Source organism: Pseudomonas sp. NMI542_15, assembly GCF_021283425.1.
Classification (GTDB): domain Bacteria; phylum Pseudomonadota; class Gammaproteobacteria; order Pseudomonadales; family Pseudomonadaceae; genus Aquipseudomonas; species Aquipseudomonas fortuita.
In genome coordinates, this window is record NZ_JAJSRO010000011.1 from 83,033 (window position 1) to 108,772 (window position 25,740).

General features: G+C 60.9%; 22 protein-coding genes. 7 read left to right on the forward strand and 15 right to left on the reverse strand.

Going from position 1 to position 25,740, the window contains the following annotated elements:
* The first annotated feature begins 255 nt into the window (after positions 1-255).
* The 3 genes from LU684_RS17120 (at position 256) to LU684_RS17130 (ending at position 2,517) form a co-directional block, all read left to right on the forward strand.
* Positions 256-618, forward strand: a complete 363-nt coding sequence (locus LU684_RS17120) for a hypothetical protein (protein ID WP_016489415.1) — start codon at positions 256-258, stop codon at positions 616-618.
* 122 nt (positions 619-740) lie between these two features.
* Positions 741-1,376: a TetR family transcriptional regulator gene (locus LU684_RS17125; RefSeq protein WP_023046917.1), complete on the forward strand. Its 636-nt coding sequence runs from the start codon at positions 741-743 to the stop codon at positions 1,374-1,376.
* 43 nt (positions 1,377-1,419) lie between these two features.
* The gene (locus LU684_RS17130) at positions 1,420-2,517 is read left to right on the forward strand and encodes an AGE family epimerase/isomerase (protein ID WP_060516800.1); all 1,098 of its coding nucleotides are present in this window, start codon (positions 1,420-1,422) and stop codon (positions 2,515-2,517) included.
* A 118-nt stretch (positions 2,518-2,635) separates the two neighbouring features.
* Here the strand turns inward: LU684_RS17130 and LU684_RS17135 are convergent, their stop codons facing one another.
* The 6 genes from LU684_RS17135 to LU684_RS17160 form a co-directional block, all read right to left on the reverse strand.
* A complete protein-coding gene (locus LU684_RS17135; RefSeq protein ID WP_016489418.1) occupies positions 2,636-3,403 on the reverse strand; it encodes an SDR family oxidoreductase in 768 nt (255 codons plus the stop codon).
* Between the two features lie 594 nt (positions 3,404-3,997).
* On the reverse strand, positions 3,998-4,714 hold the full coding sequence (locus tag LU684_RS17140; RefSeq protein WP_016489419.1) for an ABC transporter ATP-binding protein: 717 nt from the start codon (positions 4,712-4,714) through the stop codon (positions 3,998-4,000).
* Positions 4,711-5,586 (reverse strand): ATP-binding cassette domain-containing protein, encoded by an 876-nt coding sequence (locus tag LU684_RS17145; RefSeq protein WP_016489420.1) that lies wholly within the window; start codon positions 5,584-5,586, stop codon positions 4,711-4,713. The genes LU684_RS17140 and LU684_RS17145 overlap by 4 nt, the downstream gene beginning before the upstream one ends.
* Complete coding sequence (gene livM, locus LU684_RS17150; protein WP_016489421.1) at positions 5,583-6,884, reverse strand: high-affinity branched-chain amino acid ABC transporter permease LivM; 1,302 nt, start codon at positions 6,882-6,884, stop codon at positions 5,583-5,585. The genes LU684_RS17145 and livM overlap by 4 nt, the downstream gene beginning before the upstream one ends.
* A 2-nt stretch (positions 6,885-6,886) precedes the next feature.
* A complete protein-coding gene (locus LU684_RS17155; protein ID WP_016489422.1) occupies positions 6,887-7,801 on the reverse strand; it encodes an ABC transporter permease subunit in 915 nt (304 codons plus the stop codon).
* A gap of 154 nt (positions 7,802-7,955) precedes the next feature.
* Positions 7,956-9,092 carry a branched-chain amino acid ABC transporter substrate-binding protein gene (locus LU684_RS17160; protein ID WP_016489423.1) on the reverse strand — a complete coding sequence of 379 codons (1,137 nt, stop codon included), beginning with the start codon at positions 9,090-9,092 and terminating at the stop codon, positions 7,956-7,958.
* 469 nt (positions 9,093-9,561) lie between these two features.
* Between LU684_RS17160 and pncB the strand changes: the two genes are divergently transcribed.
* Positions 9,562-10,767 (forward strand): nicotinate phosphoribosyltransferase, encoded by a 1,206-nt coding sequence (pncB, locus tag LU684_RS17165; RefSeq protein ID WP_016489424.1) that lies wholly within the window; start codon positions 9,562-9,564, stop codon positions 10,765-10,767.
* Between the two features lie 3 nt (positions 10,768-10,770).
* The gene (gene nadE / locus LU684_RS17170) at positions 10,771-11,598 is read left to right on the forward strand and encodes an ammonia-dependent NAD(+) synthetase (protein ID WP_016489425.1); all 828 of its coding nucleotides are present in this window, start codon (positions 10,771-10,773) and stop codon (positions 11,596-11,598) included.
* 114 nt (positions 11,599-11,712) lie between these two features.
* On the opposite strand, the gene azu is transcribed toward nadE, so the two are convergent.
* Complete coding sequence (azu, locus tag LU684_RS17175; protein WP_024717363.1) at positions 11,713-12,162, reverse strand: azurin; 450 nt, start codon at positions 12,160-12,162, stop codon at positions 11,713-11,715.
* 349 nt (positions 12,163-12,511) lie between these two features.
* Between azu and LU684_RS17180 the strand changes: the two genes are divergently transcribed.
* Positions 12,512-13,099, forward strand: coding sequence for a TIGR00730 family Rossman fold protein (locus LU684_RS17180; protein WP_016489428.1), 588 nt, complete (start codon positions 12,512-12,514; stop codon positions 13,097-13,099).
* 128 nt (positions 13,100-13,227) lie between these two features.
* Here LU684_RS17180 and LU684_RS17185 read toward each other — a convergent pair whose 3' ends face one another.
* Positions 13,228-15,528 carry a YgiQ family radical SAM protein gene (locus LU684_RS17185; protein ID WP_031311556.1) on the reverse strand — a complete coding sequence of 767 codons (2,301 nt, stop codon included), beginning with the start codon at positions 15,526-15,528 and terminating at the stop codon, positions 13,228-13,230.
* A 1,156-nt stretch (positions 15,529-16,684) separates the two neighbouring features.
* Here LU684_RS17185 and LU684_RS17190 point away from each other — a divergent pair.
* Positions 16,685-18,289: an ATP-binding cassette domain-containing protein gene (locus LU684_RS17190; RefSeq protein ID WP_023046913.1), complete on the forward strand. Its 1,605-nt coding sequence runs from the start codon at positions 16,685-16,687 to the stop codon at positions 18,287-18,289.
* Between the two features lie 171 nt (positions 18,290-18,460).
* On the opposite strand, the gene dnaB is transcribed toward LU684_RS17190, so the two are convergent.
* The 7 genes from dnaB to rnr form a co-directional block, all read right to left on the reverse strand.
* Complete coding sequence (gene dnaB / locus LU684_RS17195) at positions 18,461-19,858, reverse strand: replicative DNA helicase (protein ID WP_232894846.1); 1,398 nt, start codon at positions 19,856-19,858, stop codon at positions 18,461-18,463.
* Between the two features lie 113 nt (positions 19,859-19,971).
* Complete coding sequence (rplI, locus tag LU684_RS17200; protein WP_012316464.1) at positions 19,972-20,418, reverse strand: 50S ribosomal protein L9; 447 nt, start codon at positions 20,416-20,418, stop codon at positions 19,972-19,974.
* 20 nt (positions 20,419-20,438) lie between these two features.
* A complete protein-coding gene (locus LU684_RS17205; RefSeq protein ID WP_016489435.1) occupies positions 20,439-21,302 on the reverse strand; it encodes a hypothetical protein in 864 nt (287 codons plus the stop codon).
* A 33-nt stretch (positions 21,303-21,335) separates the two neighbouring features.
* The gene (rpsR, locus tag LU684_RS17210) at positions 21,336-21,566 is read right to left on the reverse strand and encodes a 30S ribosomal protein S18 (protein ID WP_003249563.1); all 231 of its coding nucleotides are present in this window, start codon (positions 21,564-21,566) and stop codon (positions 21,336-21,338) included.
* Between the two features lie 28 nt (positions 21,567-21,594).
* The gene (gene rpsF / locus LU684_RS17215) at positions 21,595-22,020 is read right to left on the reverse strand and encodes a 30S ribosomal protein S6 (protein ID WP_003249557.1); all 426 of its coding nucleotides are present in this window, start codon (positions 22,018-22,020) and stop codon (positions 21,595-21,597) included.
* Between the two features lie 304 nt (positions 22,021-22,324).
* Positions 22,325-23,071 carry a 23S rRNA (guanosine(2251)-2'-O)-methyltransferase RlmB gene (rlmB, locus tag LU684_RS17220; RefSeq protein WP_016489436.1) on the reverse strand — a complete coding sequence of 249 codons (747 nt, stop codon included), beginning with the start codon at positions 23,069-23,071 and terminating at the stop codon, positions 22,325-22,327.
* On the reverse strand, positions 23,068-25,653 hold the full coding sequence (rnr, locus tag LU684_RS17225; protein ID WP_232894847.1) for a ribonuclease R: 2,586 nt from the start codon (positions 25,651-25,653) through the stop codon (positions 23,068-23,070). The genes rlmB and rnr overlap by 4 nt, the downstream gene beginning before the upstream one ends.
* Positions 25,654-25,740 lie beyond the last annotated feature (87 nt).

Genomic DNA, 25,740 nt, shown 5'->3' on the forward strand with positions numbered 1-25,740 from the left:
ATCGAGAGCGGCATCATAGCGAAGTTTTCCTGGCCTTTTGCTCAGCAATACGTCGCGTCAGGCGCTGCCCGCTACCCGGCATCAGGACCTTCACGTCATCCTGCGCAGACCTGTAAAGCGCTTTCCAGAGCGGTTGCCGACCTCTATCAATGCGGTCGATTGTTACCATTACCCGTATGAACTTCTCTCTGGCGTTACCGAGCGTAGCATTGGCTCCGTACCCACTTTCCAGCCCCCGAGAGGAGCACCGAAATCATGAAACGCCACCTGCTGACCCTGACCCTGTCCATCCTGGCTGCCAACGCTTTCGCCCTGCCAGCCGACGAACAGCACCTGACCGCCGAATCCCGCTCCAGCGCTGCCGAAATCGCCCAGCCGCTGAAAACCGTTGCCGAAGGGGGTTCTGACCGCCTGATCGAACGCGCTGGCCGTGTAGCTGAAGGTGGTTCTGATCGCCTGATCGAACGCTCTGGCCGCGTAGCCGAAGGTGGTTCTGATCGCCTGATCGAACGCTCTGGCCGTGTAGCTGAAGGTGGTTCTGATCGCCTGATCGAACGCAGTGGCCGCGTTGCTGAAGGTGGCTCGGATCGCCTGGTTGAACTCAGCCGTGTGAGCTGATCACCATGGCCGAAAAGAACAACCTCTGTCACATCGCTTGCTCCCCTCCAGGCCCGGTCCATTGACCGGGCTTTGTTTTTTTATCTAGAGTGCCCAGCCTTACCGTCACAGAAGCCCGCATCATGCTGCCGCGCGCCGAACAGAAGCTACAGACCCGCCAGGCCCTGCTCGATGCCGCCTGCCTGCTCATGGAGAGTGGCCGTGGTTTCGGCAGTGTCAGCCTGCGCGAAGTGGCGAAGACCGCAGGCATCGTGCCGACCGGCTTCTACCGGCATTTTTCCGACATGGACGCCCTGGGCCTGGCGCTTGTGGCCGAAATCGATACCACCTTCCGCCAGACCATCCGCCTGGTGCGCCAGAACGAATTCGAGCTGGGCGGCATCACCGATGCTTCGGTGCGCATCTTCCTCGACGTGGTCGCCGCTCACCGCGCGCAGTTCCTGTTTCTGGCCCGCGAACAGTACGGGGGCTCACAAGCCGTCCGCCAGGCCATTGCCCGGCTGCGCCAGGACATAAGCGACGACCTTGCCACCGACCTGGCGCGCATGAAGCGCTGGCAGCACCTGGACAGCGCCGCGTTGGCGGTAATGGCCGACCTGGTGGTGAAGACCGTGTTCGCTACCCTGCCCGAGCTTATCGACAGCCCCGACTCAAGTTATCCACAAGCACTGACGGCGCAGGAAAAGATCACTCAGCAATTGCGCTTCATCTTTGTTGGCGCCCGGCACTGGCAAGGGCTGGGCAACCCACAACCGTAGTTCTGCTACCATTGCGCCCTGCCCGACAGCGACGAGCGCCGAAATGTCTGACCCCCGCCCCACCCTGCCTGAACTGGCCCGCTTCAACCAGCACTTCGCCGAATGCATCGTGCCGTTGTGGCAAGGCCCGGGCTGGAATGCCGACATGGCCCTGCCCTACGAGGCCCTGGACGCCCACCACCAGCCCTTGCCTGTGCAGCGCTATCGGGCAATGGCCTGCGCACGCCAGCTGTACCTGTTCAGCAGCCGTATCGGGCAACCGGGCGCGGCCGAGCGCGCAGCAGCGTTGTTCCGCTCGCTGCAAAAGCACTTCCACGACGCCGAGCACGGTGGCTGGTTCTACAGCATCGACGCCCAAGGCAAACCGCTGGACCGCCGCAAGGACCTGTACACCCACGCGTTCATCGTCTTTGCCTGCGCGCACTATTGGGGCAAGGTGCGCGAAAGCCTGGTGGAGTCCACCTTGAATGCCGCGCTGGACATCATCGACCAGCAGTTCGCCCGTGACGACGGCCTGTACGAAGCCAGCCTGGGCGAAGACTGGGCAGACCTCGCCAGCGGCCCGCTGCAGAACCCGCAGATGCACCTGGCCGAGGCGTTCCTGCAGGTGTTGGCAGTGCGTGACGATAGCCATACCCAGCAGTCGCTGCTGCAGTTGTGTGAAGCGCTGCAGGTTCACTTCATTGAACCAGCCCATGGCCTGATGCTGGAAAAGCCACGCGGGGCTGTGGATAACTGGTTCGAGCCGGGGCACCAGTTCGAGTGGTTCTACCTGCTGCACACCTCACCGCTGCTGCGTGACACGCCGCTGCATGCGTCCATTGACCGGGCGTTCGGCTTTGCCGAGCAGTTTGGGGTGAAGAACGGGGCAGTGCTGGCGATGCTGGATGTGGATGGCCAGGTGCTGGATGCCACACAACGGGTTTGGGCACAGGCGGAGTACCTGCGAGCGCTGGTGCTGCGTGCTGGCGGCGAGGCGAAGTTGCGGGAGCAGTTGCAGCTGCTGGAAGCGCAGTTCTTGCGGGAAGCGGGCTGGTATGAGTGCCGGGATGGTGCGGGCAACGTCAGCCGGCATGATATGCCTTCTACTACGCCCTATCATTTGGCGACCTGCCTGGAAGGGTTGCAGCGCCTGAGCTGACGCATTCGCGGGGCAAGCCCGCTCCCACAGGTACTGCACCGTCCTTAGGCTAGTGAATTACCTTGTGGGAGCGGGCTTGCCCCGCGAATGGGCCGCACAGCGGCCCCGGTGACTATTTTCAGCCCTTGACCGAACGGTCGATGGAGAACCCTGCCCAATCCTGGCTCACCGGCATCAGCTCCAGGCTGTTGATGTTGATATGCGCCGGCTGGTTGAGGATCCAGAAGATGGTCTCGGCAATGTCCTGCGGCTGGATCGGCTCGGCACCCGCGTAAGTGGCGTCGTACTTGGCCTGGTCGCCGCCGAAGCGCACCAGCGAAAACTCGCTCTCGCACAGCCCCGGCTCAATGTTGCTCACGCGCACGCCGGTCCCGCGCAAGTCGCAGCGCAGGCTCAGCGAGAACTGGCCGACGAAAGCCTTGGTGCCGCCATACACGTTGCTGCCCGGGTACGGGTAGTTGCCCGCCACAGAACCTACGTTGAGAATCGACGCGCCACGACCGTGGGCGATCAGCCGTGGCAACAGCAGGCGGGTGGTGTACATCAGGCCCTTGATGTTGGTGTCGACCATGGTCTCCCAGTCGTCCAGGCTGCAGTTCTGCGCCGCATCCACCCCCAGTGCCAGGCCGGCGTTGTTGACCAGGCCGCGAAGCTTCTCGAACCCGGTCGGCAAGCCGGCGATCGCCTGCTCCATGGCCTTGCGATCACGCACGTCAAGCACCAGGCCGTGCACCTCGGTCTTGGCCGACAGCTCAGCGCACAGGGCGTCCAGGCGCTCCTTGCGGCGGCCGGTGAGCACCAGCTTCCAGCCAGCGTCGGCAAAACGGCGGGCGGTGGCCTCGCCGAAACCGGAAGTGGCGCCAGTGATGAATACGGTGGACGTCATGCTCTGTTCCTCACGGTAGGTTGTCATCGGCAGCTTTGCAGCATGCCCGCGCCGCGCGCTGGCAGCAAGCCGTTCGGGGCGCTGTACATTTTTTGTTCATATCCGGCAAACCCTTGCGGCAGAAGGCTCGGCGCCAGCTATGCGCATGTTATCCACAAGGCTTTCCCCACGGATTGGGGGCAACTTGTCTACTGTGCGGAACCCTTTCAGCGATGCAGGGTCGGTGGATAGTTTTTTGGTGATGGTGCAAAGCTTTCAAACATGCTGCCTGCAGCAGTCTGTCCAAAGTTTTCCCACAGAATTATCCACAGCCTTGATGCTGGTTTCGAGGTGCTTTCGGATCTGTGAAAAACCTTGAAAAATCATCCACAGGAAGGATGTGATCAAAAAATGATCGCATCGATGCAGGGCCTGATATCAAAGGGCTGGCGCGAGATGCCACCATGTTTTCCACAGGCGGTTCCACATTATCCGTGGACAAGATCAAGCCTGTGGAAACAAGGGGTTGCGAGAGACTATTAGCGTGGATCGAGAGTATCGCGGGGTAAGTTGTCCACATTGGAGATGGGACTGCTTTGCAGCCCCGAATGTAACTCAGTGCCCGCCCAGATAGGCGTTGCGCACTTCCTCGTTGACCAGCAGCTCCTGCCCGGTCCCGGTCATGCGGATCTCCCCGTTGACCATCACATAGGCCCGGTCGGAGAGCTTCAGCGCATGGTTGGCGTTCTGCTCCACCAAAAAAATGGTCATCCCGGTCTTTGCCAGCTCACGCAGGGTCGAGAAGATCTGCTTGACCACGATCGGTGCCAGCCCCAACGAAGGCTCATCCAGCAACAGCAACTTCGGTCGGCTCATCAGCGCCCGGGCAATCGCCAGCATCTGCTGCTCCCCCCCGGACATGGTCATGGCTCGCTGGTTACGCCGCTCCTTCAACCGCGGGAACAGCTCGTACATGCGCTGCATGTCTTCATCAGCATGCTTGTCACCGATGGGGATGGTACCCATCATCAGGTTCTCCTCGACGGTCATGTCGGGGAACACCCGGCGCCCTTCCGGCGACTGTGCAATGCCGTTGGAAGCAATGTAGTGCGACGATTTGCGGGTAATGTCGGTGCCGCGATAGACGATATGCCCGGACGCTGCCCGCGGCTGCCCGAAGATCGACATCAGCAGGGTCGACTTGCCAGCACCGTTGGCACCGATCAGGCTCACCGTCTCCCCCTCGTTGATGTGCATCGAAACCTTTTTCAGCGCCTGGATCGGCCCGTAGAACACGTCCAGGTCCTTCAGTTCGAGAATGGGTGCACTCATACCAGTTCCTCTTCATCTGCACCCAGGTAGGCGGCGATCACCGTCGGGTTGTGGCGGATTTCCTGCGGTGCGCCTTCGGCAATCACGTTGCCGTGGTCCAGCACCACGATATGGTCGGAAATGCTCATGACCATGCCCATGTCGTGCTCGATCAGCACCACAGTGATGTCATGCTCGTCACGCAGCACTCGAATCATGCGGCTGAGGGCTTCGGTTTCCTGCGGGTTCAGGCCGGCCGCCGGTTCGTCCAGGCAGATGATCTTTGGCCGCGTGCACATGGCCCGGGCAATTTCCAGGCGGCGCTGCTGGCCGTACGACAGCTCGCCGGCCAGGCGGTTGGCACAATCGACCAGGTCGACCACTTCCAGCCAGTAAAACGCGTGGTCCAGCGCATCGCTCTCGGCTTTGCGGTAGGCCTTGGTGTTGAGCACCCCGGCCAGCAGGTTGCGGTTGACCCACATGTGCTGGGCCACCAGCAGGTTCTCCACCACCGACATTTCCTTGAACAGGCGAATGTTCTGGAAGGTGCGCGCCAGGCCTGCGCGGTTGACCAGGTGGGTACCGCCGAACATCTTGTAGTACAGGCGGTTGGCAAAGCGCGCCGGCGACACGAAGTCCGCCGCCTGGAAGCGCTCGCCAAGCAACTGGATGACGTTGGTGTGGCTGCCGCGCACGTTCAGCTCGATGCGCCCGCCACTGGCCTTGTAGAAGCCTGTCAGGCAGTTGAACACCGTGGTCTTGCCGGCGCCGTTGGGGCCGATCAGGGCGAAGATCTGGTTGCGCCGTACCTTCAGGCTGACATCACTCAGCGCCTTGATGCCACCGAACTGCATCATCAGGTTGTCGACCGAGAGAATGATATCGTCGCTCATGGCGCCACTCCTTTACGCGGGGTCACACCGGTACGGCTGATGCGGATCAGCCCACGCGGTCGCCAGATCATCATCAGCACCATCAGCACCCCGAACAGCAGCACCCGGTATTCGGAGAAGCTGCGCAGCAGTTCGGGCGCCACAGTCAGCACGAACGCCGCAATCACCACGCCCACGGTCGAGCCCATGCCACCCAGTACCACAATGGCGAGGATCAGCGCCGACTCGAAGAACGTGAAAGACGACGGGTTGACGAAGCCCTGGTAGGTGGCAAAAAACACACCGGCCAGGCCCGCAGTGGACGCCCCCAGGGTAAACGCCGAAAGCTTGACCAGTACGTGGTTCAGGCCCATCGAACGGCAGGCGATCTCGTCTTCGCGCAGCGCTTCCCACGCCCGGCCTACCGGCATGCGGGTCAGGCGGTGCTTGATGTACAGCACGGCCAGCACCACCAGGAACAGCACCGCGTAGATGAACACGAACTTGAGGTTGGCGTTGTAATCGAAGCCGAAGAACTCGTGGATCGGCACCCCGCCATCCTTGGCCCGGCGGCCGAATTCCAGGCCGAAGAAGGTTGGCGAAGGCGCCGGCATGCCGTTGGGGCCACCGGTGAACGACAACCAGTTGTTCAGCACCAGACGGATGATCTCGCCAAAACCCAGGGTCACGATTGCCAGGTAGTCACCGTGCATTCGTAGCACCGGGAAGCCAAGTATGCACCCCGCCAGCGCTGCGGCGATGGCCGCCAAGGGCAGCACGCTCCAGAAGCCAAGGCCGAGGTACTGGTAACCCAAAGCAAGGCCGTAGGCGCCAATGGCATAGAACGCCACGTAGCCCAGGTCGAGCAGGCCGGCAAGGCCGACCACGATGTTCAGGCCAAGCCCCAGCAACACGTAGATCAGGCCGAGGATGACCACGGTCAGCAGGTACTTGTTGGCAAAGATCGGGAAGACGATGGCAATCACCACCAGCGCCGGGATGATGTAGCGCAGGCGCGACTTGTAGTCCGGCGCGTTCACATGCACGCCCGAGCCACCGCTGTCGAAGCCCTGGAGCATGCGCACGCCAGCGGCGCTCTGCAGGAACAGGCTGAGCAGGAAGCGCCCCACCATCACCCCGCCAACCAGCCAGGCTACGCGGCGCGGTTCGGCATTGAAGGTGTAGCCGTCGAGCACTACGCCCACGACCGGGCCAAACACAATGAGAGCCAGCAGGCCGGCGACAAGGGTCTCCAGCAGGCTGCGTTTAAGGTCGAAACCTTTGGTTTCGCTAACAGAGGCAGTTTTGGCAACGGACATGTTCACACCTTAGCCACGAGCGGGCGACCCAGCAGGCCTTGTGGGCGGAAGATAAGGATCATCACCAGCAGCGAGAAGCTGAACACGTCCTTGTAGTCGGAGTTGATCAGGCCAGAGAACAGCGACTCGGAAATCCCCAGGATGATGCCGCCGAGCATGGCGCCAGGCAGCGAGCCGATACCACCGAGCACTGCGGCGGTGAACGCCTTGATGCCGATGATGAAGCCAGCGTAGAAGTCGAAGGTGCCGTAGTTCATGGTGATCAGCACGCCCGCCAGAGCGGCCATGACTGCACCGATGACAAACACGTAGGAAATCACCCGGTCGGTGTTGATGCCCAGGATCGAAGCCATCTTGCGGTCTTGCTGGGTGGCACGGCACATGCGGCCGAGCTTGGTGTACTTGATCACGTAAGTGAGCAGGCCCATGCCCACGAAGGCAGCGATCAGGATGAATATCTTGGTGTAGGTCAGTTGCACGAAGCCGGTGCCAACTTCGACACGCAAGGCCCCTTCAAGCAAGGTCGGCACGCCTTGCTGGCGGGCACCCTGGCTGATCTGCGCGTAGTTCTGCAGGATCAGCGAGATGCCGATGGCACTGATCAACGGCGCCAGGCGGGTGGAGTTACGCAGGGGCTTGTAGGCGATGCGTTCGATGGTGAACCCATAAACGCCCGTGACGACGACGGTGAACAAGAGCGTGCCCAACATCAGTAGCGGGAACGACTCGACGCCGAAATAGGCCAGCAATGCCAGGCTGATTGCCGCGAGGTACGCGGAAATCATATACACCTCGCCGTGCGCGAAGTTGATCATGCCGATGATGCCATAGACCATTGTGTAGCCGATGGCGATCAGGCCATAGACCGACCCGAGGGTCAGGCCGTTGACCAGTTGCTGCAGGAAAATACCATCCATAACGCAATCTCACCTGATTGAGATTGCACGAGCGCCGACCACGGCGCGGGCCACCGGTGCGGGGCCCTCGCAGCGCAGAACTGTGCAGATCTACGAATAAAGACAGGTACCGCGGGGCTTGGGCCCGAGCATCAGCCCGGGCCATGGGCCGTTATTATTTTTGTTTTTCCAGCTGGTGGTATTTACCGTCTTTGTCCCATTGGTAGACCACGTAGTCGGACACGGTCAGGTCACCCTTTCTGTCCCACTTCTTCTCGCCCATGACGGTCTTGACGGAGTTGGCTTTCAGCCACTTGGCCGCGTCTTCGCCCTTGTTCGACTTGGCGCCGTTGAACGCAGCGGCCAAGGCTTCCAGCGAGGCGTAGGCGTAGAGGGTGTAGCCTTCAGGTTCGGTACCGGCCTTGCGGAACTCCTCCACCACCGCTTTGCTGTCTGGCAGCAGGCGCGGGTCGGCGCCAAAGGTCATGTACACGCCATCGACGTATTGCGCGCCGCCAGCGGTGGACACCAGTTCGTCGGTGACGATGCCATCATCGGACATGAACTTGACGTCCTTCAGGCCCTGCTCGCGCAACTGGCGTACCAGCGGGCCAGCCTCTGGGTGCAGGCCGCCGAAGTAGACCACATCGGCACCGGTGGAGCGGATCTTGGTAACCACGGCGCTGAAGTCTTTTTCGCCACGGGTCAGGCCTTCGTACAGCACAGGCTTCACGCCGCGTTTCTCCAGCTGCGCCTTGGTCGCGTCGGCCAGGCCCTGGCCGTAAGTGTCCTTGTCGTGCAGCACCGCGACTTTCTTGCCCTTGAGCACATCGACGATGTAGTCGCCGGCGACAATGCCCTGCTGGTCGTCCCGGCCGCACATGCGGAACATGGCGCTGAGGCCGCGTTCGGTCACCTGTGGGTTGGTCGAGCCCGGGGTAATGGCGATGATGCCCGCTTCGTCATACACCTCAGACGCCGGAATGGTGTTGGAAGAACAGAAGTGGCCCACTACGCCGATCACCTTGTCCTGATCGGCCAGGCGGTTGGCCACAGCCACGGCCTGCTTAGGTTCGCAGGCGTCATCGCCTTTGACCAGGACGATTTTCTCGCCGTTGACGCCACCGGCTGCGTTGATCTTGTCGGCCGCTGCCTGCGCACCTTTCATGTACTGCTCGCCAAACGCTGCGTTAGCCCCGGTCATCGGGCCCGCTACACCGATCTTGACGTCGGCCTGAACATACGAAGAAACACCCAGGGCCGTAGCTACGGCCAGTGCCAGGAAACCTTTCTTGTAAAACGTCTGCGACATGAGGTGGTGCTCCTAGAGTTTTTTTTGGTTGGCACTACAACTTCTCAACCCTGTGCTCAGAGCAAGGGCCGTGCCATCGGTTTTGTCTTCCGGGAAAACACACTGCGCAGGTGCACTGCAGGCGACCGACGGCCTTTTCTTTATTGAGCGTGCAACCGTCTGCTGCGCGGCAGGCGCCACCACACGTACAGACAAGGAGCAACCGCCATGTGCCATCATTGCAACCCTGGCAAGTGTTTACGTGCAACCGCCCTGTAACAGCGGACGTCACCGAAGTGCACACCGCTGGTGCGCGACTGCTACAGGCGGCACCGTTTCAAGGCTAGCCGGTGCACGGAAAAACACCTCTGTTTTGGCAGATACGCAGCCCTTTGGGAGCCGGTTCACCCGCGAAGAGGCCAGCCCAGACACATCAAGGCCCAAAAGGCTGGCACAATGTCGGCCATTCGCCGCTTCCGGAGCCCCCTTGATGAGCGAAAGCGCATTCGCCGAGCGCATCGTGCACAACCTGCTCGACACCGACTTCTACAAACTCACCATGATGCAGGGCGTGCTGCACAATTACCCGGACGCCGACGTCGAATGGGAATTCCGCTGCCGCAACGGCGAGGACCTGCGCCCTTACCTGGGCGAGATCCGCAACCAGCTCGAACTGCTCAGCGACCTCACCCTGGATGATGGCCAACTGGCCTTTCTTGAACGCATCAGTTTCCTCAAGCCCGACTTCCTGCGTTTTCTGCGCCTGTTCCGCTTCAACCTGCGTTACGTGCGCGTCGGCGTTGAAAACGACCAGCTGTTCCTGCGCCTGAAAGGCCCATGGCTGCATGTGATCCTGTTCGAAGTGCCGCTGCTGGCCATCATCAGCGAAGTGCGCAACCGCCATCTGCACCCGCATATGCGCCTGGCCGAAGCGCGCGACCAGCTGTACCGCAAGTTCGACTGGCTGCGTGCGCATGCCAGTGATGACGAACTGGCCGAACTGCAGGTCGCCGACTTCGGCACCCGTCGGCGCTTTTCCAGCCGCGTGCAGGAAGAAGTGGTTCGCGTGCTGCGCGATGACTTCCCCGCCCGCTTCGTCGGCACCAGCAACGTCGACCTGGCATGGAAACTGGATGTCAAGCCGCTGGGCACCATGGCCCATGAATGGTTCATGGCCCACCAGCAGCTCGGCCCACGGCTGATCGACAGCCAGATCGCCGCACTGGACTGCTGGGTACGCGAGTACCGCGGCCTGCTTGGCATCGCCCTGACCGACTGCATCACCATGGATGCCTTCCTCGGCGATTTCGACCTGTACTTCGCCAAGCTGTTCGATGGCCTGCGCCACGATTCGGGCGAGCCAATCGCCTGGGCAGAAAAGGCCATAGCCCATTACCAGAAACTGGGGATCGACCCGATGACCAAGACCCTGGTGTTTTCCGACGGCCTCAACCTGACCCGCTCGCTGGAGATTTTCCGTGCCCTGCGCGGTCGCATCAACGTCAGCTTTGGCATTGGCACCAACCTGACATGCGACATACCGGGTGTGGCCCCAATGAGCATCGTGCTTAAAATGACCGACTGCAACGGCGCGCCAGTGGCCAAGATCTCGGATGAATCAGCCAAGACCCAGTGCCGTGACGAAAACTTCGTCGCCTACATGCGTCACGTATTCAAAGTCCCCAGCAAGGAGTAACCCATGCAAGCGGTTCAGCAAGAGATTGCCCAGGCACTGAAGGTACAGCCGCCGTTCGCCGACACCGCCGCGCTCGAGGCCGAAGTCGCCCGCCGCGTGGCCTTCATCAAGGACTGCCTGGCCAATGCCCGGCTCAAGACCCTGGTGCTGGGCATCAGCGGTGGTGTCGACTCGCTGACTGCCGCCTTGCTCGCCCAGCGCGCCGTGAATGAATTGCGCGCAGAAACCGGCGACAAGGCATACACCTTCATTGCCGTGCGCCTGCCCTACCAGGTGCAGCATGACGAGCATGACGCCCAGGCGTGCCTGGACGTGATCAAGGCCGATGAAGTGCACACCGTGGATATCGCCCCGGCAGTGCGGGCATTGGCCGCTGAAGTAGTGGAATTGAAGAACGGCTCGCCGACGCTTGTGGACTTCGTGGTGGGCAACGTCAAGGCACGTACCCGCATGGTTGCCCAGTACACCATCGCCGGGGCCCGCGCGGGCCTGGTGATCGGTACCGACCACGCCGCCGAGGCGGTAATGGGCTTCTTTACCAAGTTTGGTGATGGTGCCTGCGACCTGGCGCCCCTGAGCGGGCTGGTGAAGAACCAGGTACGGGCGATTGCGCGCAGCTTTGGCGCACCGGAGTCACTGGTGGAGAAGGTGCCGACGGCGGACCTTGAAGACCTGGAGCCGGGCAAGCCGGACGAAGCATCCCATGGCGTGACCTACCAGCAGATCGACGCCTTCCTGCATGGGTTGCCGGTTGATCAGGCGGCATTCGACATCATCGTCGCCACCTACCGCAAGACCCAGCACAAGCGCGAACTGCCGTTCGCCCCATAAAAGCTTCGCGGGCACGCCCGCTCCCACAGGATTTTCACTGCCCTTGAAGACAGTGCTTACCCTGTGGGAGCGGGCGTGCCCGCGAATAGGCCCGAGAGGCCTACACAGCTGTCATTACTTGACTACAACCTTGCCTTTCATCATCGAGATGTGGCCCGGGAAGGTGCAGAAGAAGCTGTAGTCACCACCGGCCTCCAGCTTGGAAGTGTCGAACTTCACTTCGGTCTCTTTTTCCGGTGCGCCGATCATCGCAGTGTGGGCGATGATGTTGGCGTTATCTTCCTTCAGGTAGCCTTTTTCGATGCCCTGAGTCATGCCTTCAGTGGCAATGCCCTGCATGTCGGCAGTCTTGCTGATCACCAGGTTGTGGCCCATGACGTTCTTAGGCAGGTTGCCGGAGTGGGTCAGTTTGACGGTGAATTCCTTGCAGCTCTTGTCGACGGTGAATTCTTTGCTGGTGTAGGACATCTGGTCCGTCGATTCAACAGTCACCGAGCATTCGGCTGCAAAGACAGAGGCGCTGGCGAGGGTCAGCAGGGATACCGCTACAGCTTTCGCAAACATCATGAATCTCCTTGGCAGGGTTTTATCAATTGCGAGACTGCCTGAAACCGTTCAGCCCCTTGCTGATATGGGTCAAGGGGGTGTCAACAGGCCAGCCAGTAGAATTGTTCAATGGATTGTATACAACCAATCTAAGAGCACATCATGCCCTTTTAATAGACGATGGGACAACCTCTCATTTAGGAGCAATACCAAATGCCCATCTCTGCATTTATCAACAGCCTGCTCGCCGCCTATGCCCACGGGGCAACGGGCGCCATCTGCGAATTCTCCCGCCCGGAATGAACGTGGCCTTGGAAGCGACGGGCATGCGCCGTACCCTGTCCACCTGAGTGACAGGAGATGAGCAATGCCCGTACGTTCCGTTTGTGTGTTCTGCGGCGCCAGCATCGGCGCCAACCCTGCCTACCGTGATGCTGCCATCGCGCTTGGCCAGGCCATCGCGCGTCGCGGCCTGACCCTGGTCTATGGCGGCGGTGCGGTCGGCCTGATGGGCACCGTTGCCGACGCGGCCATGGCGGCCGGTGGCGAAGTGATCGGGATCATCCCCGAAAGCCTGATGAACGCCGAAATCGGCCACAAGGGCCTCAGCCGCCTGGAAGTGGTCGACGGCATGCACGCACGCAAGGCACGCATGGCCGAGCTGAGCGATGCCTTCATCGCCCTGCCGGGCGGGCTGGGTACGCTGGAAGAATTGTTCGAAGTCTGGACCTGGGGGCAACTGGGCTATCACGCCAAGCCATTGGGGCTGCTGGATGTGAACGGCTTCTACGCGAAGCTGGGCGGGTTCCTCGACCATATCGTCGAAGAAGGCTTTGTGCGGCCGCAGCATCGGGCAATGTTGCTGCTGGGGCAGCAGCCGGACGCGCTGCTGGACGGTATGGACAGTTTTGTGGCGCCGGTGGTGCCGAAGTGGGTCGACAAGCAGCCTGATTAAAGCTGAGATTTTTGGGACCGCTTTGCGGTCCTTTCGCGGCACAAGGCCGCTCCTACAGGGAATCGCGGTTTCTTGTAGGAGCGGCCTTGTGCCGCGAAAGGGCTGCAAAGCAGCCACAAATAGATCAATCAGCGCGGAATAACGGGCTGACGCGGCTTCTTGTTGCCCTTGCCGCCCTTGGCTGCTTCCTTGCGTTCCTTGGCCGCCTGCTGGTTACGCGCAAACGCCTCGGCCTTGGCCTTCTCACGCTTGTCCCACGGCTTGCTGCCATCGCTGGCACGCGGTGGCAGGCCGGTGTGCTGGGTCAGGATCTTCTGCTCCTTGCCCACCTTGTGGCTGCCCGCTGGCGTCGAGTTCTTGCGACGCGCGCTCTGGTACGTGTCGGATTGCGGCTGGTGCAGCGGGATCAGCTGGTGCTTGCCCGGCCCAATCAGGTCGGCGCGGCCCATACGCTCCAGCGCTTCACGCAGCATCGGCCAGCCCTTCGGGTCGTGGTAGCGCAAGAACGCCTTGTGCAGGCGGCGTTGCTCGTCGCTCTTGACGATCTCCACCCCTTCACTCTTGTAGGTCACCTTGCGCAGCGGGTTCTTGCCCGAGTGGTACATGGCCGTGGCCGAGGCCATCGGCGACGGGTAGAACGCCTGCACCTGGTCGGCGCGGAAGCCGTTGCCCTTCAGCCACAGGGCCAGGTTCATCATGTCTTCGTCGGTGGTGCCCGGGTGCGCGGCGATGAAGTACGGGATCAGGTACTGCTCCTTGCCCGCCTCTTTCGAGTATTTCTCGAACATACGCTTGAAGCGGTCGTACGAGCCGATGCCCGGCTTCATCATCTTGTCCAGCGGGCCACGCTCGGTGTGCTCCGGGGCAATCTTCAGGTAGCCGCCAACGTGGTGGGTAACCAGTTCCTTGACGTACTCTGGCGACTCCACGGCCAGGTCATAGCGCAGGCCCGAGGCGATCAGGATCTTCTTCACACCTGGCAAGGCACGGGCCTTGCGGTACAGCTCGATCAGCGAGCTGTGGTCGGTGTTGAGGTTTTCGCAGATACCCGGGAACACGCACGACGGCTTGCGGCAGTGCTTCTCGATTTCATGACTCTTGCAGGCGATGCGGTACATGTTGGCGGTCGGCCCGCCAAGGTCGGAGACCACGCCGGTGAAGCCCGGCACCTTGTCGCGCATTTCTTCGATCTCGTGCAGGATCGACTCGTGCGAGCGGTTCTGGATGATGCGGCCTTCGTGCTCGGTGATCGAGCAGAAGGTGCAGCCACCGAAGCAGCCACGCATGATGTTCACCGAGAAACGGATCATCTCGTAGGCCGGGATGCGCTCCTTGCCATAGGCCGGGTGCGGGACACGGGCGTAAGGCATGCCGAACACGTAGTCCATTTCTTCGGTGGTCATGGGGATGGGTGGCGGGTTGAACCACACATCCACTTCGCCATGCTTCTGCACCAGGGCGCGGGCGTTGCCCGGGTTGGTCTCCAGGTGCAGCACGCGGTTGGCGTGAGCATAGAGCACCGGGTCGTTACGTACCTTTTCGAACGATGGCAGGCGGATCACCGACTTTTCCCGGGTCACGGCCGGGCTGTCGAGAATCTGTACCACCTTGGCTTCGTTCGGGTCTTCCTGGTCGCCCTTGGCCTGCTCGATGGCGCAGGCCTGGGTGTCCTGGGTGTTGACGTACGGGTTGATGATCTTGTCGACGCGGCCTGGGCGGTCGATGCGGGTGGAGTCGATCTCGTACCAGCCCTGCGGGGTATCACGGCGCACGAACGCGGTGCCGCGGATGTCAGTGATGCTCTCGATCGTCTCGCCACTGGCCAGGCGCTGAGCCACTTCCACCACCGCACGCTCGGCGTTGCCGAAGAGCAGGATGTCGGCGCTGGCGTCGATCAGGATCGAATGGCGGACCTTGTCCTGCCAGTAGTCGTAGTGGGCGATGCGGCGCAGCGAAGCCTCGATGCCGCCGAGTACGATCGGCACATGCTTGTAGGCTTCCTTGCAGCGCTGGCTGTACACCAGGCTGGCGCGGTCCGGTCGGCTGCCGGCCAGGCCACCAGGGGTGTAGGCGTCGTCGGAACGGATCTTCTTGTCGGCGGTGTAGCGGTTGATCATGGAGTCCATGTTGCCTGCGGCCACGCCGAAGAACAGGTTCGGCTCGCCAAGCTTCATGAAGTCGTCTTTCGACTGCCAGTTTGGCTGGGCAATAATGCCCACGCGAAAGCCCTGGGCTTCCAGCAGACGGCCGATGATGGCCATGCCGAACGACGGATGGTCGACGTAGGCGTCCCCGGTCACGATGATGATGTCGCAGGAATCCCAGCCGAGCAGATCCATCTCCTCCCTGCTCATCGGCAGGAAAGGTGCTGGCCCGAAGCATTCGGCCCAGTACTTGGGATAGTCGTAGAGTGGTTTGGCTGCTTGCATGTCAGTGACCGGTTCTGGTGTGCAGGGAAATCGCGGGCGCGGAATATAGCACAAATTTTGACCAAATCCGACTGTCTTCGTGGGGATTGGTGGGTTGGGCGACGGTTGGGTGTAGGCTGCCAGGTGCTGGGCTTGGGGCTTGTGATGAGGTCGCCAAGTGTTCGCCGCAGCAGTTTCAGCGCCTGTGAGATCGAGCGCCGCCCGCGCGGCGCTTCGCGGGGCAAGCCCGCTCCCACATTTGTTTCGGGCCAATTATTCCTGAGCAATAGCCGCGCGCACCCCGGGTGCATGGCTGAAGAGTGATTAAGAGCAGCGATGCAACCTTCAATATCGAAGGAAACAAACAAAGCGGGCAGCGGTGGACTCACAGAAGGGGCTGGCCCGAAACAGATGTGGGAGCGGGCTTGCCCCGCGAAGCGCCGCGCGGGCGGCGCTCGATCTCATAGGCGCTGAAACTGCTGTGGCGAACACCTGTCAGCCCTCATGCGTCGCGGGCACGCCCGCTCCCACAGGTACTGTGCAAGCCTGAAAGCTGTGGTGTCTTGTGGGAGCGGGTTCACCCGCGAAAGGGCCCGGCCAGACGCACTATCAATCAAGCCTTACGGTGGGCATTCGGCCTGAATAGAGCTGTGTTCAAGGAGTGGGGATCGAGGGGTGGATCGGGGATAATTTTCAGCATGCTACAGCTCTCTGTAGATTCACACAGAGCCGCACTCATGACTTGCAGTGTGATGGGTGGCGGTCACGTACGGGTCTGCAAGACCGGACAGAGAACGAAAACCTCCCGCACGCAGCCACCATCAAGCGAGCCCGATGGCGCGTGCCATTGGCTTGCGGTGAACAACATTCGTTCCTGATCGGGCTTGTAGGCCCGGTCGCTGTTTTTACAACGACAGGGCCAGACTAGGCCGCCCAGAAAACCACCGCAATGGTGTAAAGGCCGTAGGAAGCTATTTCAGAAATGGCCTACGCGCAACGGGAAAAATCTGATCATGTCCTGCCAAACAGCGCCAGCCGGATACATTTCCAAACTCTTGGCAGGCAGACAACCAGCCGGACTTGTTGAAAGATACGCCCTTCCAGCAACACACCATTCCACAGCCTCTCTAGCCAATCAGGCCCGGCATCCACCTCCTGCAGAACGCACGCAAGGCATATGCATATCTATCGAGGAATCATCGCAGCTCTGAGCGCAACACTAGTGTTGAAAGTCGCGACCGTCGTACCAGCCCTGATCCTGGCTGACATTATCGACAACCTGTCCACATCGGCCTCGTCTTCATTCATTCTGCTCGGTGCCTTCATATGCCTTGTCGCGCTACAAGCCTCGTTGACCCCTTTGCAAGCCTGGTGCCTGGCGCGGCTCTGCCAAGAGCGCGTGAAGCAGCTTTCGATGCGCTGGTGCCGAGGGTTGCTGGACAAACGCTTCGAGGCTTATGGACAACTCCATGGCGGGACCTTGGTAAAGGTACTGGATAGAGGAATAACGGCCCAGGAACGATGGCTAGGCTTTCTGATTGGCTCAGCATGGCCGGTACTGGCCGAAGCGGTGGTGCTGGTCACACTGTTCGCATACCTCGGGGCTACTTCGGTATTAATCGGCCTCATCCCCTTGAGCTTGGCATATCTATGGGCCAACGATCGCCTGATACGCTGGCGTAGGCCTCATATCGAGGCCGTAAACTCGCGAGAGGATGAACTGGCGGAACAATGGGTGGATACCTTCGCCAGCGCGGCAACGGTCAAACTGGAAAGGGCTGAGGATGCGGCAATGCTCCCGGTCAACCAGACACTCTCGGACTATGCCGATTCAGCAGTGCGGGTAGCCCGCAGCGGGGGTTGGCTTCAGGGCTTGCGTACCCTGTTCATTGGCCTGGGCAGTGGTGGTGTGCTGTTGTGGGGCATCCATGATCAATCCCAGGCAACGCCGCATCTGAGCCTGGGCGAGCTTGTTGCCCTCATTACGCTGGTGACTGGGTTGCTCGCAAGCGTTGCACAACTGGCGGAAGCCTGGCGGGTACTCGACCAGTTCCGGCTCGACAAACGCAAGCTCGAACACTGGCTCCAACTCCCAGTGTTCGGCCCGACAGACTCCATGGAGGCAGAGCCCTTGGATGAAAACGCAGGGCTTCGCATCACACCCTGCCAACTCAGCGCTCGAAATGCGCTGCAACTGCTGATCAATGAGCCCTTGGTAATACGGGCAGGAGAACGAGTCGCGCTGGTCGGGCCCAGCGGGTGTGGTAAATCGACACTTCTGCATGCGCTCGCAGGAACGGTATTCCAGTTGCGCAAGCACGTTCACTTGTATGGCAGAAGCCTGGCTGCGCTCGAGGGGTGTGAGCAGTTCAGTCGTTTACGACTCTGCCCTCAGGATGCGCATTTCATACCCGGCCCCCTGTCCCGCGCAGTGCTGTTCGAACATGCTCATGATCGCGCTCAGATCGAACAATGGCTTGAGCGACTGGGCTTGAGCAAAGACTGGTACGAACTTGATCTGGATGCACGCGCAGAATCCATTTCGGGTGGCGAGGCGCGCAGGCTGACGTTGCTGCGGGTACTTAACCAGCCTGGCGATTTCAATTTCTTTGACGAGCCTACAAGCGGCCTAGATGCCGGATCGGCAGAGCAGACCTGGGATCTGCTGTTCGAAACACTCCACGGGAAGGGGCTGATCTGCGTTACTCATGATCAAAGTGCCCTGTCGCGATTTGATCGGGTAATCACGATGAGCGAAGGGCGGATTGTCAGTCAGTGCTAAAAGCCACGTTTCTTTAATCGGGGCCGCTTTGCGGCCCATCGCCGGCAAGCCAGACTCCCACGGGTACGGTGCAAAGCTTGAGATTTACGCCGTACCTGTGGGAGCCTGGCTTGCCGGCGATGGGCGGCGCAGCAGCACCAAAAGTCTTGAACCACTTATGACTTACTGGCGTTATTCGTCATCGTCGAAGTTGTACATGCCCGGCGCAAGGTTCTCGAAGCGGGTGTACTTGCCGATAAATGCCAGGCGTACGAAACCGATAGGGCCGTTACGCTGTTTACCGATGATGATTTCCGCAATCCCCTTTTGCTCGGTCTCGGGGTGATAAACCTCGTCCCGGTACACGAACATGATCACGTCGGCGTCCTGCTCGATTGCACCCGATTCACGCAAGTCGGAGTTCACCGGGCGTTTGTTGGGGCGCTGTTCCAGGGAGCGGTTCAGCTGCGACAGGGCGATGACCGGGCAGTTGAACTCCTTGGCCAGGGCCTTGAGCGAGCGGGAGATTTCGGAAATTTCGTTGGTGCGGTTGTCACCGGAAGAGCCCGGAATCTGCATCAGCTGCAGGTAGTCGACCATGATCATGCCGATTTCGCCATGCTCACGTGCCAGACGACGCGTGCGCGCACGCATTTCCGACGGGCTGATGCCGGCAGTATCGTCGATGAACAGCTTGCGGTCGTTGAGCAGGTTGACTGCGGAGGTAAGCCGCGGCCAGTCGTCGTCGTCCAGTTGGCCTGAACGCACCTTGGTCTGGTCGATACGGCCCAACGACGACAGCATACGCATGATCAGCGATTCACCTGGCATCTCGAGGGAGAACACCAGCACCGCCTTTTCGCTGCGCAGAACGGCGTTTTCCACCAGGTTCATGGCGAAGGTGGTTTTACCCATCGACGGACGACCGGCGACAATGATCAAGTCGGCTGCCTGCAGGCCGCTGGTTTTCTCGTCCAGGTCGGTGTAGCCAGTAGAAATACCGGTGATATCACTGTCGGAGTTGAACAGCGTATCGATGCGGTCGATGGCCATGGTCAACAGCTCGTTGACGCCTACCGGGCCGCCGGTCTTTGGCCGTGCTTCGGCGATCTGGAAGATCTGCCGCTCGGCATCGTCGAGAATCTCTGCAGCGTTGCGCCCCTGCGGGTTGAACGCGTTGTCGGCGATGTCGGAACTGATGCTGATCAGCTGGCGCAGTGTGGCCCGTTCGCGAATGATCGCGGCGTAGGCCTTGATGTTGGCCACCGACGGGGTGTTCTTGGCCAGCTCGGCCAGGTAAGCCAGGCCGCCTACCTGCGAGGACAGGCCTTCCTTGTCCAACTGCTCGTGCAGGGTCACCACGTCAAATGGCTGGTTGGCATCGGCCAACTTGTGCACGGCGCGGAAGATCAGCCGGTGGTCATGCCGGTAGAAATCGCCGTCCGACACCTGGTCCAGCACCCGCTCCCAGGCCTCGTTGTCCAGCATCAGGCCACCGAGCACGGCCTGTTCGGCCTCGATGGAATGCGGCGGCACCTTCAGGGCGGCGGTTTGCAGGTCAAGCTGTTCGGAGGTTGTGATCTCGTTCATGGCCACGAAAGAATTCTGGAGGATGAAAAAGACAAAGGGCACGGCCTGTATAAAACAGGACCGTGCCCGATGTTAACCGCCTGACTCGCAAGGAGCCAGCCAGTTAGCGCAGCTTAGGCAGCTACGACAACCACACGTACGGTGGCTTCAACGTCGCTGTGCAGGTGCACGGCTACGTCGTATTCGCCAACCTGACGGATGGTGCCGTTCGGCAGACGAACTTCAGCCTTGGCCACTTCAACGCCGGAGGCGGTCAGGGCGTCAGCGATGTCGTGGGTGCCGATCGAACCGAACAGCTTGCCTTCGTCGCCAGCGGTGGCAGTGATGGTCACTTCCAGCTCGGCCAGTTGGGCAGCGCGGCTTTCAGCCGACGATTTACGGTCAGCAGCTGCTTTTTCCAGCTCGGCGCGACGCTCTTCGAACGCAGCCAGGTTGGCGGCGTTGGCAACGGTGGCCTTGCCGAATGGCAGCAGGAAGTTACGGCCGTAACCAGCCTTAACTTTTACTTTGTCGCCCAGGTTGCCCAGGTTAGCGACTTTTTCCAGCAGGATCAGTTCCATTTGGTAAAACCTCTTAACTTTTAACCTTCACCGTTCGCGGAGTCATTCCCCTTGGGGGACTTGCGACCGCGAAAATCAATCAGGCTGTCGACAATGGCCAAAACCACCAGCAACGGATAAATCAGCTGCATGATCAGCGGCAACGTCACGTACATGCCCACCAGCCAGAAACCGGCCAGTCGGCCCTGTGCCACCAGCCCATGCATCAAAGCGATGCCGGCCAGTACCAGTACCAGGCTCGAAGCCGATGCCAGGATGATGAACTGCGGCCCGATAAACGGAGCCACCACCATCACTGCCACCAAGACCGCCATGGTCTGTTTTGGCAGCTTCAGCGCGCGAAACTCGCGACCGAAGCCTCCAGGGTTGTACAACGCTGCCTGCCAGTAGCGCGCCAGCACCAAGGCCAGCACACTGAACAATTGCACCGTCACTGCTGTGGAGGCGACCAGCACAGGGCGGATCAGCTCACCGGAGAGTACCGGCTGCCCCTCGATTTTCGGCATAGCTTCGGCAAACGCCTTGGCCAGCACATCGAAGGTTTGGGCCAGCGCCAGATCGAGCACGAGGCTGAAAGCCACGGCGAACACGGCACTGACCAGCAACACCCGGCTCCAGGGATGCTCGGCACGCAACATGGCGGCCAGGGCCAAGGCACCCGCAATCACCAGAAAGGTGATGGGATCACCCATGACCCACACGGCCAGACCCGCCAGCAGGCCGCCGGCGATGACCGTTGTAGCATCCTTGAACCCACGCCGCAGCAGCACAAGGCTGCAGGCAGCGGCACTCAACCAGAACAGCAGCGGCAGTACCGCGCTGATGACCACCACGAGGGTGGCCTGCACACGACCGCGCATGATGAAACTTGCTAACGCTCGCATGCTAATCCCTTACTGCTTGTCGACGACCCGGTCTCAGCGGCCGTGGCTGTCGGTGTAGGGCAGCAGGGCCAGGAAGCGGGCGCGCTTGATAGCGGTAGCCAGCTGACGCTGATAACGAGCTTTGGTACCGGTGATGCGGCTTGGAACGATCTTGCCGGTTTCGGATACGTAAGCTTTCAGGGTGTTGAGATCTTTGAAGTCGATCTCTTTCACGTCTTCAGCAGTGAAGCGGCAGAATTTACGACGACGGAAGAAACGTGCCATTTAATAGGCTCCTCTAAAGGTCCGTGGATTACTCGTCAGCGTTATCGCTGGAGTCGCTGTCATTGCTGTCGTCGCCTTCGGCGGAGTCAGCATGCTCAGGACGCTCACGACGCTCACGGCGCTCGCTGCGGTTTTCTTCAGCCTTCAGCATCTCGGACTGGCCGGTAACGGCTTCGTCGCGACGGATGACCAGGTTACGGATAACGGCATCGTTGTAGCGGAAGTTGTCTTCCAGCTCGGCCAGGGCCTTGCCGGTGCACTCAACGTTCAGCATCACGTAGTGAGCCTTGTGAACATTGTTGATTGCGTAGGCCAGTTGACGACGGCCCCAGTCTTCCAGGCGGTGGATTTTGCCACCGTCTTCTTCGATCAGCTTGGTGTAACGCTCAACCATGCCGCCGACTTGCTCGCTCTGGTCCGGGTGAACCAGGAAGATGATTTCGTAATGACGCATGAATGCTCCTTACGGGTTAGTAGTCTGCCAGCGAATCTGGTCAGACAAGGAGTGAATGACACTGTATGTCTTGCACGGAGGGGAGGCACATGTGCGCCTGCCAGCTCGGCAAGGGGCGCAATTGTAGAGAAGGCGTGGCGCACAAGCAAGGTAATTGGCGAATATTTGAACAGCCTGAAACATATTCACAGGCTACCGGCCCTTTCGCGGGTAAACCCGCTCCCACAGGGCCCCCACTGCTTGTAAGCCAGTGAAAATCCTGTGGGAGCGGGCGCGCCCGCGAATGGCCCGCAACAGGGGAAGATCAGCGCTTGGCCTGACGCTGACGCACAGCCTCGAACAGGCAAACCCCGGTGGCCACCGAAACGTTCAGGCTGCTGACGCTACCGCCCATCGGCAACTTCACCAGGAAGTCGCAATGCTCGCGGGTCAGCCGGCGCATGCCTTTGCCTTCTGCGCCCATGATCATCACCAGAGGCCCGGTCAGATCTTGCTGGTAGATCTCCTGCTCAGCCTCGCCGGCGGTACCCACCACCCACAAGCCACGCTGCTGCAGCTTTTCCAGCGTGCGCGCGAGGTTGGTCACGGCCACCAGCGGAATCACCTCTGCCGCGCCGCAGGCCACCTTGCGCACAACAGGCGTAAGGGTTGCAGACTTGTCCTTGGGCACGAGCACCGCCGTGGCACCGGCCGCATCGGCGGTGCGCAGGCACGCGCCAAGGTTGTGCGGGTCGGTGACACCGTCCAGCACCAGGATCAGCGGTGGCGTTTCGGTGCGCTCAAGCAACTCCTCGAGCATCAATTCGCCCCACACCTGGCTTGGGCTCACCTCGGCGACAACACCCTGGTGAACGCCTTCGACCCAGGCATCCATCTCACGGCGCTCGGCCTGGCCAACCTGCACACGGTTTTCTGCAGCCAGCGCCAGCAGGGTCTGCAGGCGTGGCTCGCTGCGCCCTTCCGACAGCCAGATCTGCTTGACCCGCTTCGGATGGTGCTGCAGCAACGCCTGCACGGCGTGCACGCCGTAGATCTTTTCCAGCTGACTCATGACTTGCTCTTGCTCTTGCGTGGCGCACCGGACTTCGGCGGGCCTTTACGGTGCTTGGTCGGCTTGCCGGCGGGCTTGCCGCCTTTGTCCGACTTGCTGCTGGACGAGCTGCCGGTGCGGGCATCGCTCATCAGCGCCTTTTTCATTTCACGGCTTTTGCGCACTTCGGCGTTACGCTGCACGGCGTCTTTCGGGAAATACGCCTCGGAGGTTTCGCTCTTGCGGCTGCGCGGCTTCGGCGTGGCCCTGGCCTCGACCGGTGCTGGCTCGGGCTTGTCGGCTTTGTCGGCAGCCGACGCGGCGCCGCGCTGCTTGCGGCCGATTGGCGCAGCCAGCGTCTTGTCAGCCACTTCGAAGTCGATCTTGCGCTCGTCCAGGTCAACACGCATGACCTTGACTTCAATCGAGTCGCCCAGGCGGAAGCTGCGTCCGGTGCGCTCACCGGACAGGCGGTGATGGACCGGATCGAAGTGGTAGGAGTCGCCCGGCAGCGCACTGACGTGCACCAGGCCTTCCACATAGATGTCGGTCAGTTCGACGAACAGGCCGAAACCGGTCACCGCAGTAATCACACCGGGGAAGGTTTCGCCCACGCGATCCTTCATGTACTCGCACTTGAGCCAGTTGACCACGTCACGGGTGGCTTCATCAGCCCGGCGCTCGGTCATCGAGCACTGCTCGCCAAGCTGCTCGAGGGTGTTCTCGTCGTATGGGTAGATGCGCGCCTTTGGAATGCTCATGGCGCCGGCACGCTTGACGTGCGGGGTATCGACCTTGGAACGGATGATGCTGCGGATGGCGCGGTGCACCAGCAGGTCAGGGTAACGGCGGATCGGCGAGGTGAAGTGGGTGTACGCCTCGTAATTCAGCCCGAAGTGGCCGTTGTTCTCGGTGCTGTACACCGCCTGGCTCAGCGAGCGCAGCATGACTGTCTGGATCAGGTGGAAATCCGGGCGCCCGGCGATGCTCGCCAGCAGGGCCTGGTAATCCTTTGGCGACGGGTCCTTGCCCTTGTGCAGGCTCAGGCCCAGCTCGCCAAGGAAGGCACGCAGTTTTTCCAGGCGCTCCGGCGGCGGGCCGTCGTGCACGCGGTACAGTGCAGGCACGCCGTGCTTTTGCAGGAACTCGGCGGTGGCCACGTTGGCCGCCAGCATGCATTCCTCGATCAGCTTGTGTGCTTCGTTACGCACGGTCGGGCGAATTTCCGCAATTTTGCGCTCATCGCCGAAGATAATGCGGGTTTCCTGGGTTTCGAAGTCGATCGCACCCCGGGTGTGACGGGCATCCAACAGCACCTTGTACAGGTTGTACAGGTTCTTCAGGTCAGGCACGACCGCCTTGTACTCCTCGCGCAGCGCCTTGCCCTCACGGGTGCGGGCGTGCTCGAGCATGCTGCTGACCTTGTTGTAGGTCAGGCGGGCGTGGGAGTGGATGACACCTTCGTAGAACTGGTAGTCGACCATCTGGCCGGCTTTGTTCATGGTCATTTCACAGACCATGGCCAAGCGGTCGACGTGCGGGTTCAGCGAGCACAGGCCGTTGGACAGCTCTTCGGGGAGCATCGGCACCACACGCTCGGGGAAGTACACCGAGTTGCCGCGCTGCTGGGCCTCGACGTCCAGGGCCGAGCCCAGGCGCACGTAGCTGGACACGTCGGCGATGGCCACATACAGGCGCCAGCCACCGGAGAACAGGCGCAGTTTGCCCAGCGGCTCGCAATAGACAGCGTCATCGAAGTCGCGGGCGTCCTCACCGTCGATGGTGACGAATGGCAAATGACGCAGGTCGACACGCTTCTCTTTGTCTTTCTCTTCGACTTCAGAGCGGAACTTGCGCGCTTCCTTGACCACATCATCGGGCCAGACATGCGGGATGTCGTAGCTACGCAAGGCAACGTCGATTTCCATGCCCGGCGCCATGTAGTTGCCGATGACTTCTACCACATCGCCTTGCGGCTGAAAGCGCGGCGTTGGCCAGTGGGTGATCTTGATCTCGACGAACTGGCCGATCTTGGCACCACCGTTACGCCCGGCGGTCACCAGCACTTCTTGCTGGATCTTCGGGTTGTCCGGGGTTACGTAGCCGATGCCGCCTTCTTCAAAGTAACGGCCGACCACGCTTTCGTGGGCACGGGAAATGACCTCGACGATCACGCCTTCACGGCGCCCACGGCGGTCGGTACCCGACACGCGCGCCAGTGCGCGGTCGCCATCGAAGGCCAGGCGCATTTGCGACGGGCTGAGGAACAGGTCATCGCTGCCATCATCGGGGATGAGGAAACCAAACCCATCGCGGTGGCCGGAGATACGGCCGCAGATCAGGTCGAGCTTATCCACCGGGGCATAAGTGCCGCGCCGGGTATAGATAAGCTGGCCGTCGCGCTCCATGGCACGCAGACGGCGACGGAGGGCTTCGATCTGGTCTTCTTCATACAGACCAAACTCTTTCGCCAGTTCCTCGCGCGCAGCGGGCTCGCCACGGTCGGCAAGGCGTTGCAGGATCAGCTCACGGCTGGGAATGGGGTTGTCATATTTTTCCGCTTCGCGAGCGGCCTCGGGATCGAGGGATTGCCAATCGGCCATCAGAAGGGGTTCACCTTGGGGTATATAGATATGAATTCTGGCATAGGCCTATTGAAACCGGAAATGTCTGCCTTGGACAGCCCCCAC

Coding starts and splice junctions, on each gene's coding strand:
- rnr (WP_232894847.1), bottom strand. CDS start 25,653: ATGGCCGATTGGCAATCCCTCGATCCCGAGGCCGCTCGCGAAGCGGAA.
- rpsF (WP_003249557.1), bottom strand. CDS start 22,020: ATGCGTCATTACGAAATCATCTTCCTGGTTCACCCGGACCAGAGCGAG.
- livM (WP_016489421.1), bottom strand. CDS start 6,884: ATGTCCGTTGCCAAAACTGCCTCTGTTAGCGAAACCAAAGGTTTCGAC.
- LU684_RS17190 (WP_023046913.1), top strand. CDS start 16,685: ATGCATATCTATCGAGGAATCATCGCAGCTCTGAGCGCAACACTAGTG.
- azu (WP_024717363.1), bottom strand. CDS start 12,162: ATGTTTGCGAAAGCTGTAGCGGTATCCCTGCTGACCCTCGCCAGCGCC.
- LU684_RS17135 (WP_016489418.1), bottom strand. CDS start 3,403: ATGACGTCCACCGTATTCATCACTGGCGCCACTTCCGGTTTCGGCGAG.
- LU684_RS17120 (WP_016489415.1), top strand. CDS start 256: ATGAAACGCCACCTGCTGACCCTGACCCTGTCCATCCTGGCTGCCAAC.
- pncB (WP_016489424.1), top strand. CDS start 9,562: ATGAGCGAAAGCGCATTCGCCGAGCGCATCGTGCACAACCTGCTCGAC.
- LU684_RS17160 (WP_016489423.1), bottom strand. CDS start 9,092: ATGTCGCAGACGTTTTACAAGAAAGGTTTCCTGGCACTGGCCGTAGCT.
- dnaB (WP_232894846.1), bottom strand. CDS start 19,858: ATGAACGAGATCACAACCTCCGAACAGCTTGACCTGCAAACCGCCGCC.
- LU684_RS17125 (WP_023046917.1), top strand. CDS start 741: ATGCTGCCGCGCGCCGAACAGAAGCTACAGACCCGCCAGGCCCTGCTC.
- LU684_RS17205 (WP_016489435.1), bottom strand. CDS start 21,302: ATGCGAGCGTTAGCAAGTTTCATCATGCGCGGTCGTGTGCAGGCCACC.
- nadE (WP_016489425.1), top strand. CDS start 10,771: ATGCAAGCGGTTCAGCAAGAGATTGCCCAGGCACTGAAGGTACAGCCG.
- rplI (WP_012316464.1), bottom strand. CDS start 20,418: ATGGAACTGATCCTGCTGGAAAAAGTCGCTAACCTGGGCAACCTGGGC.
- LU684_RS17155 (WP_016489422.1), bottom strand. CDS start 7,801: ATGGATGGTATTTTCCTGCAGCAACTGGTCAACGGCCTGACCCTCGGG.
- rpsR (WP_003249563.1), bottom strand. CDS start 21,566: ATGGCACGTTTCTTCCGTCGTCGTAAATTCTGCCGCTTCACTGCTGAA.
- rlmB (WP_016489436.1), bottom strand. CDS start 23,071: ATGAGTCAGCTGGAAAAGATCTACGGCGTGCACGCCGTGCAGGCGTTG.
- LU684_RS17185 (WP_031311556.1), bottom strand. CDS start 15,528: ATGCAAGCAGCCAAACCACTCTACGACTATCCCAAGTACTGGGCCGAA.
- LU684_RS17180 (WP_016489428.1), top strand. CDS start 12,512: ATGCCCGTACGTTCCGTTTGTGTGTTCTGCGGCGCCAGCATCGGCGCC.
- LU684_RS17140 (WP_016489419.1), bottom strand. CDS start 4,714: ATGAGTGCACCCATTCTCGAACTGAAGGACCTGGACGTGTTCTACGGG.
- LU684_RS17145 (WP_016489420.1), bottom strand. CDS start 5,586: ATGAGCGACGATATCATTCTCTCGGTCGACAACCTGATGATGCAGTTC.
- LU684_RS17130 (WP_060516800.1), top strand. CDS start 1,420: ATGTCTGACCCCCGCCCCACCCTGCCTGAACTGGCCCGCTTCAACCAG.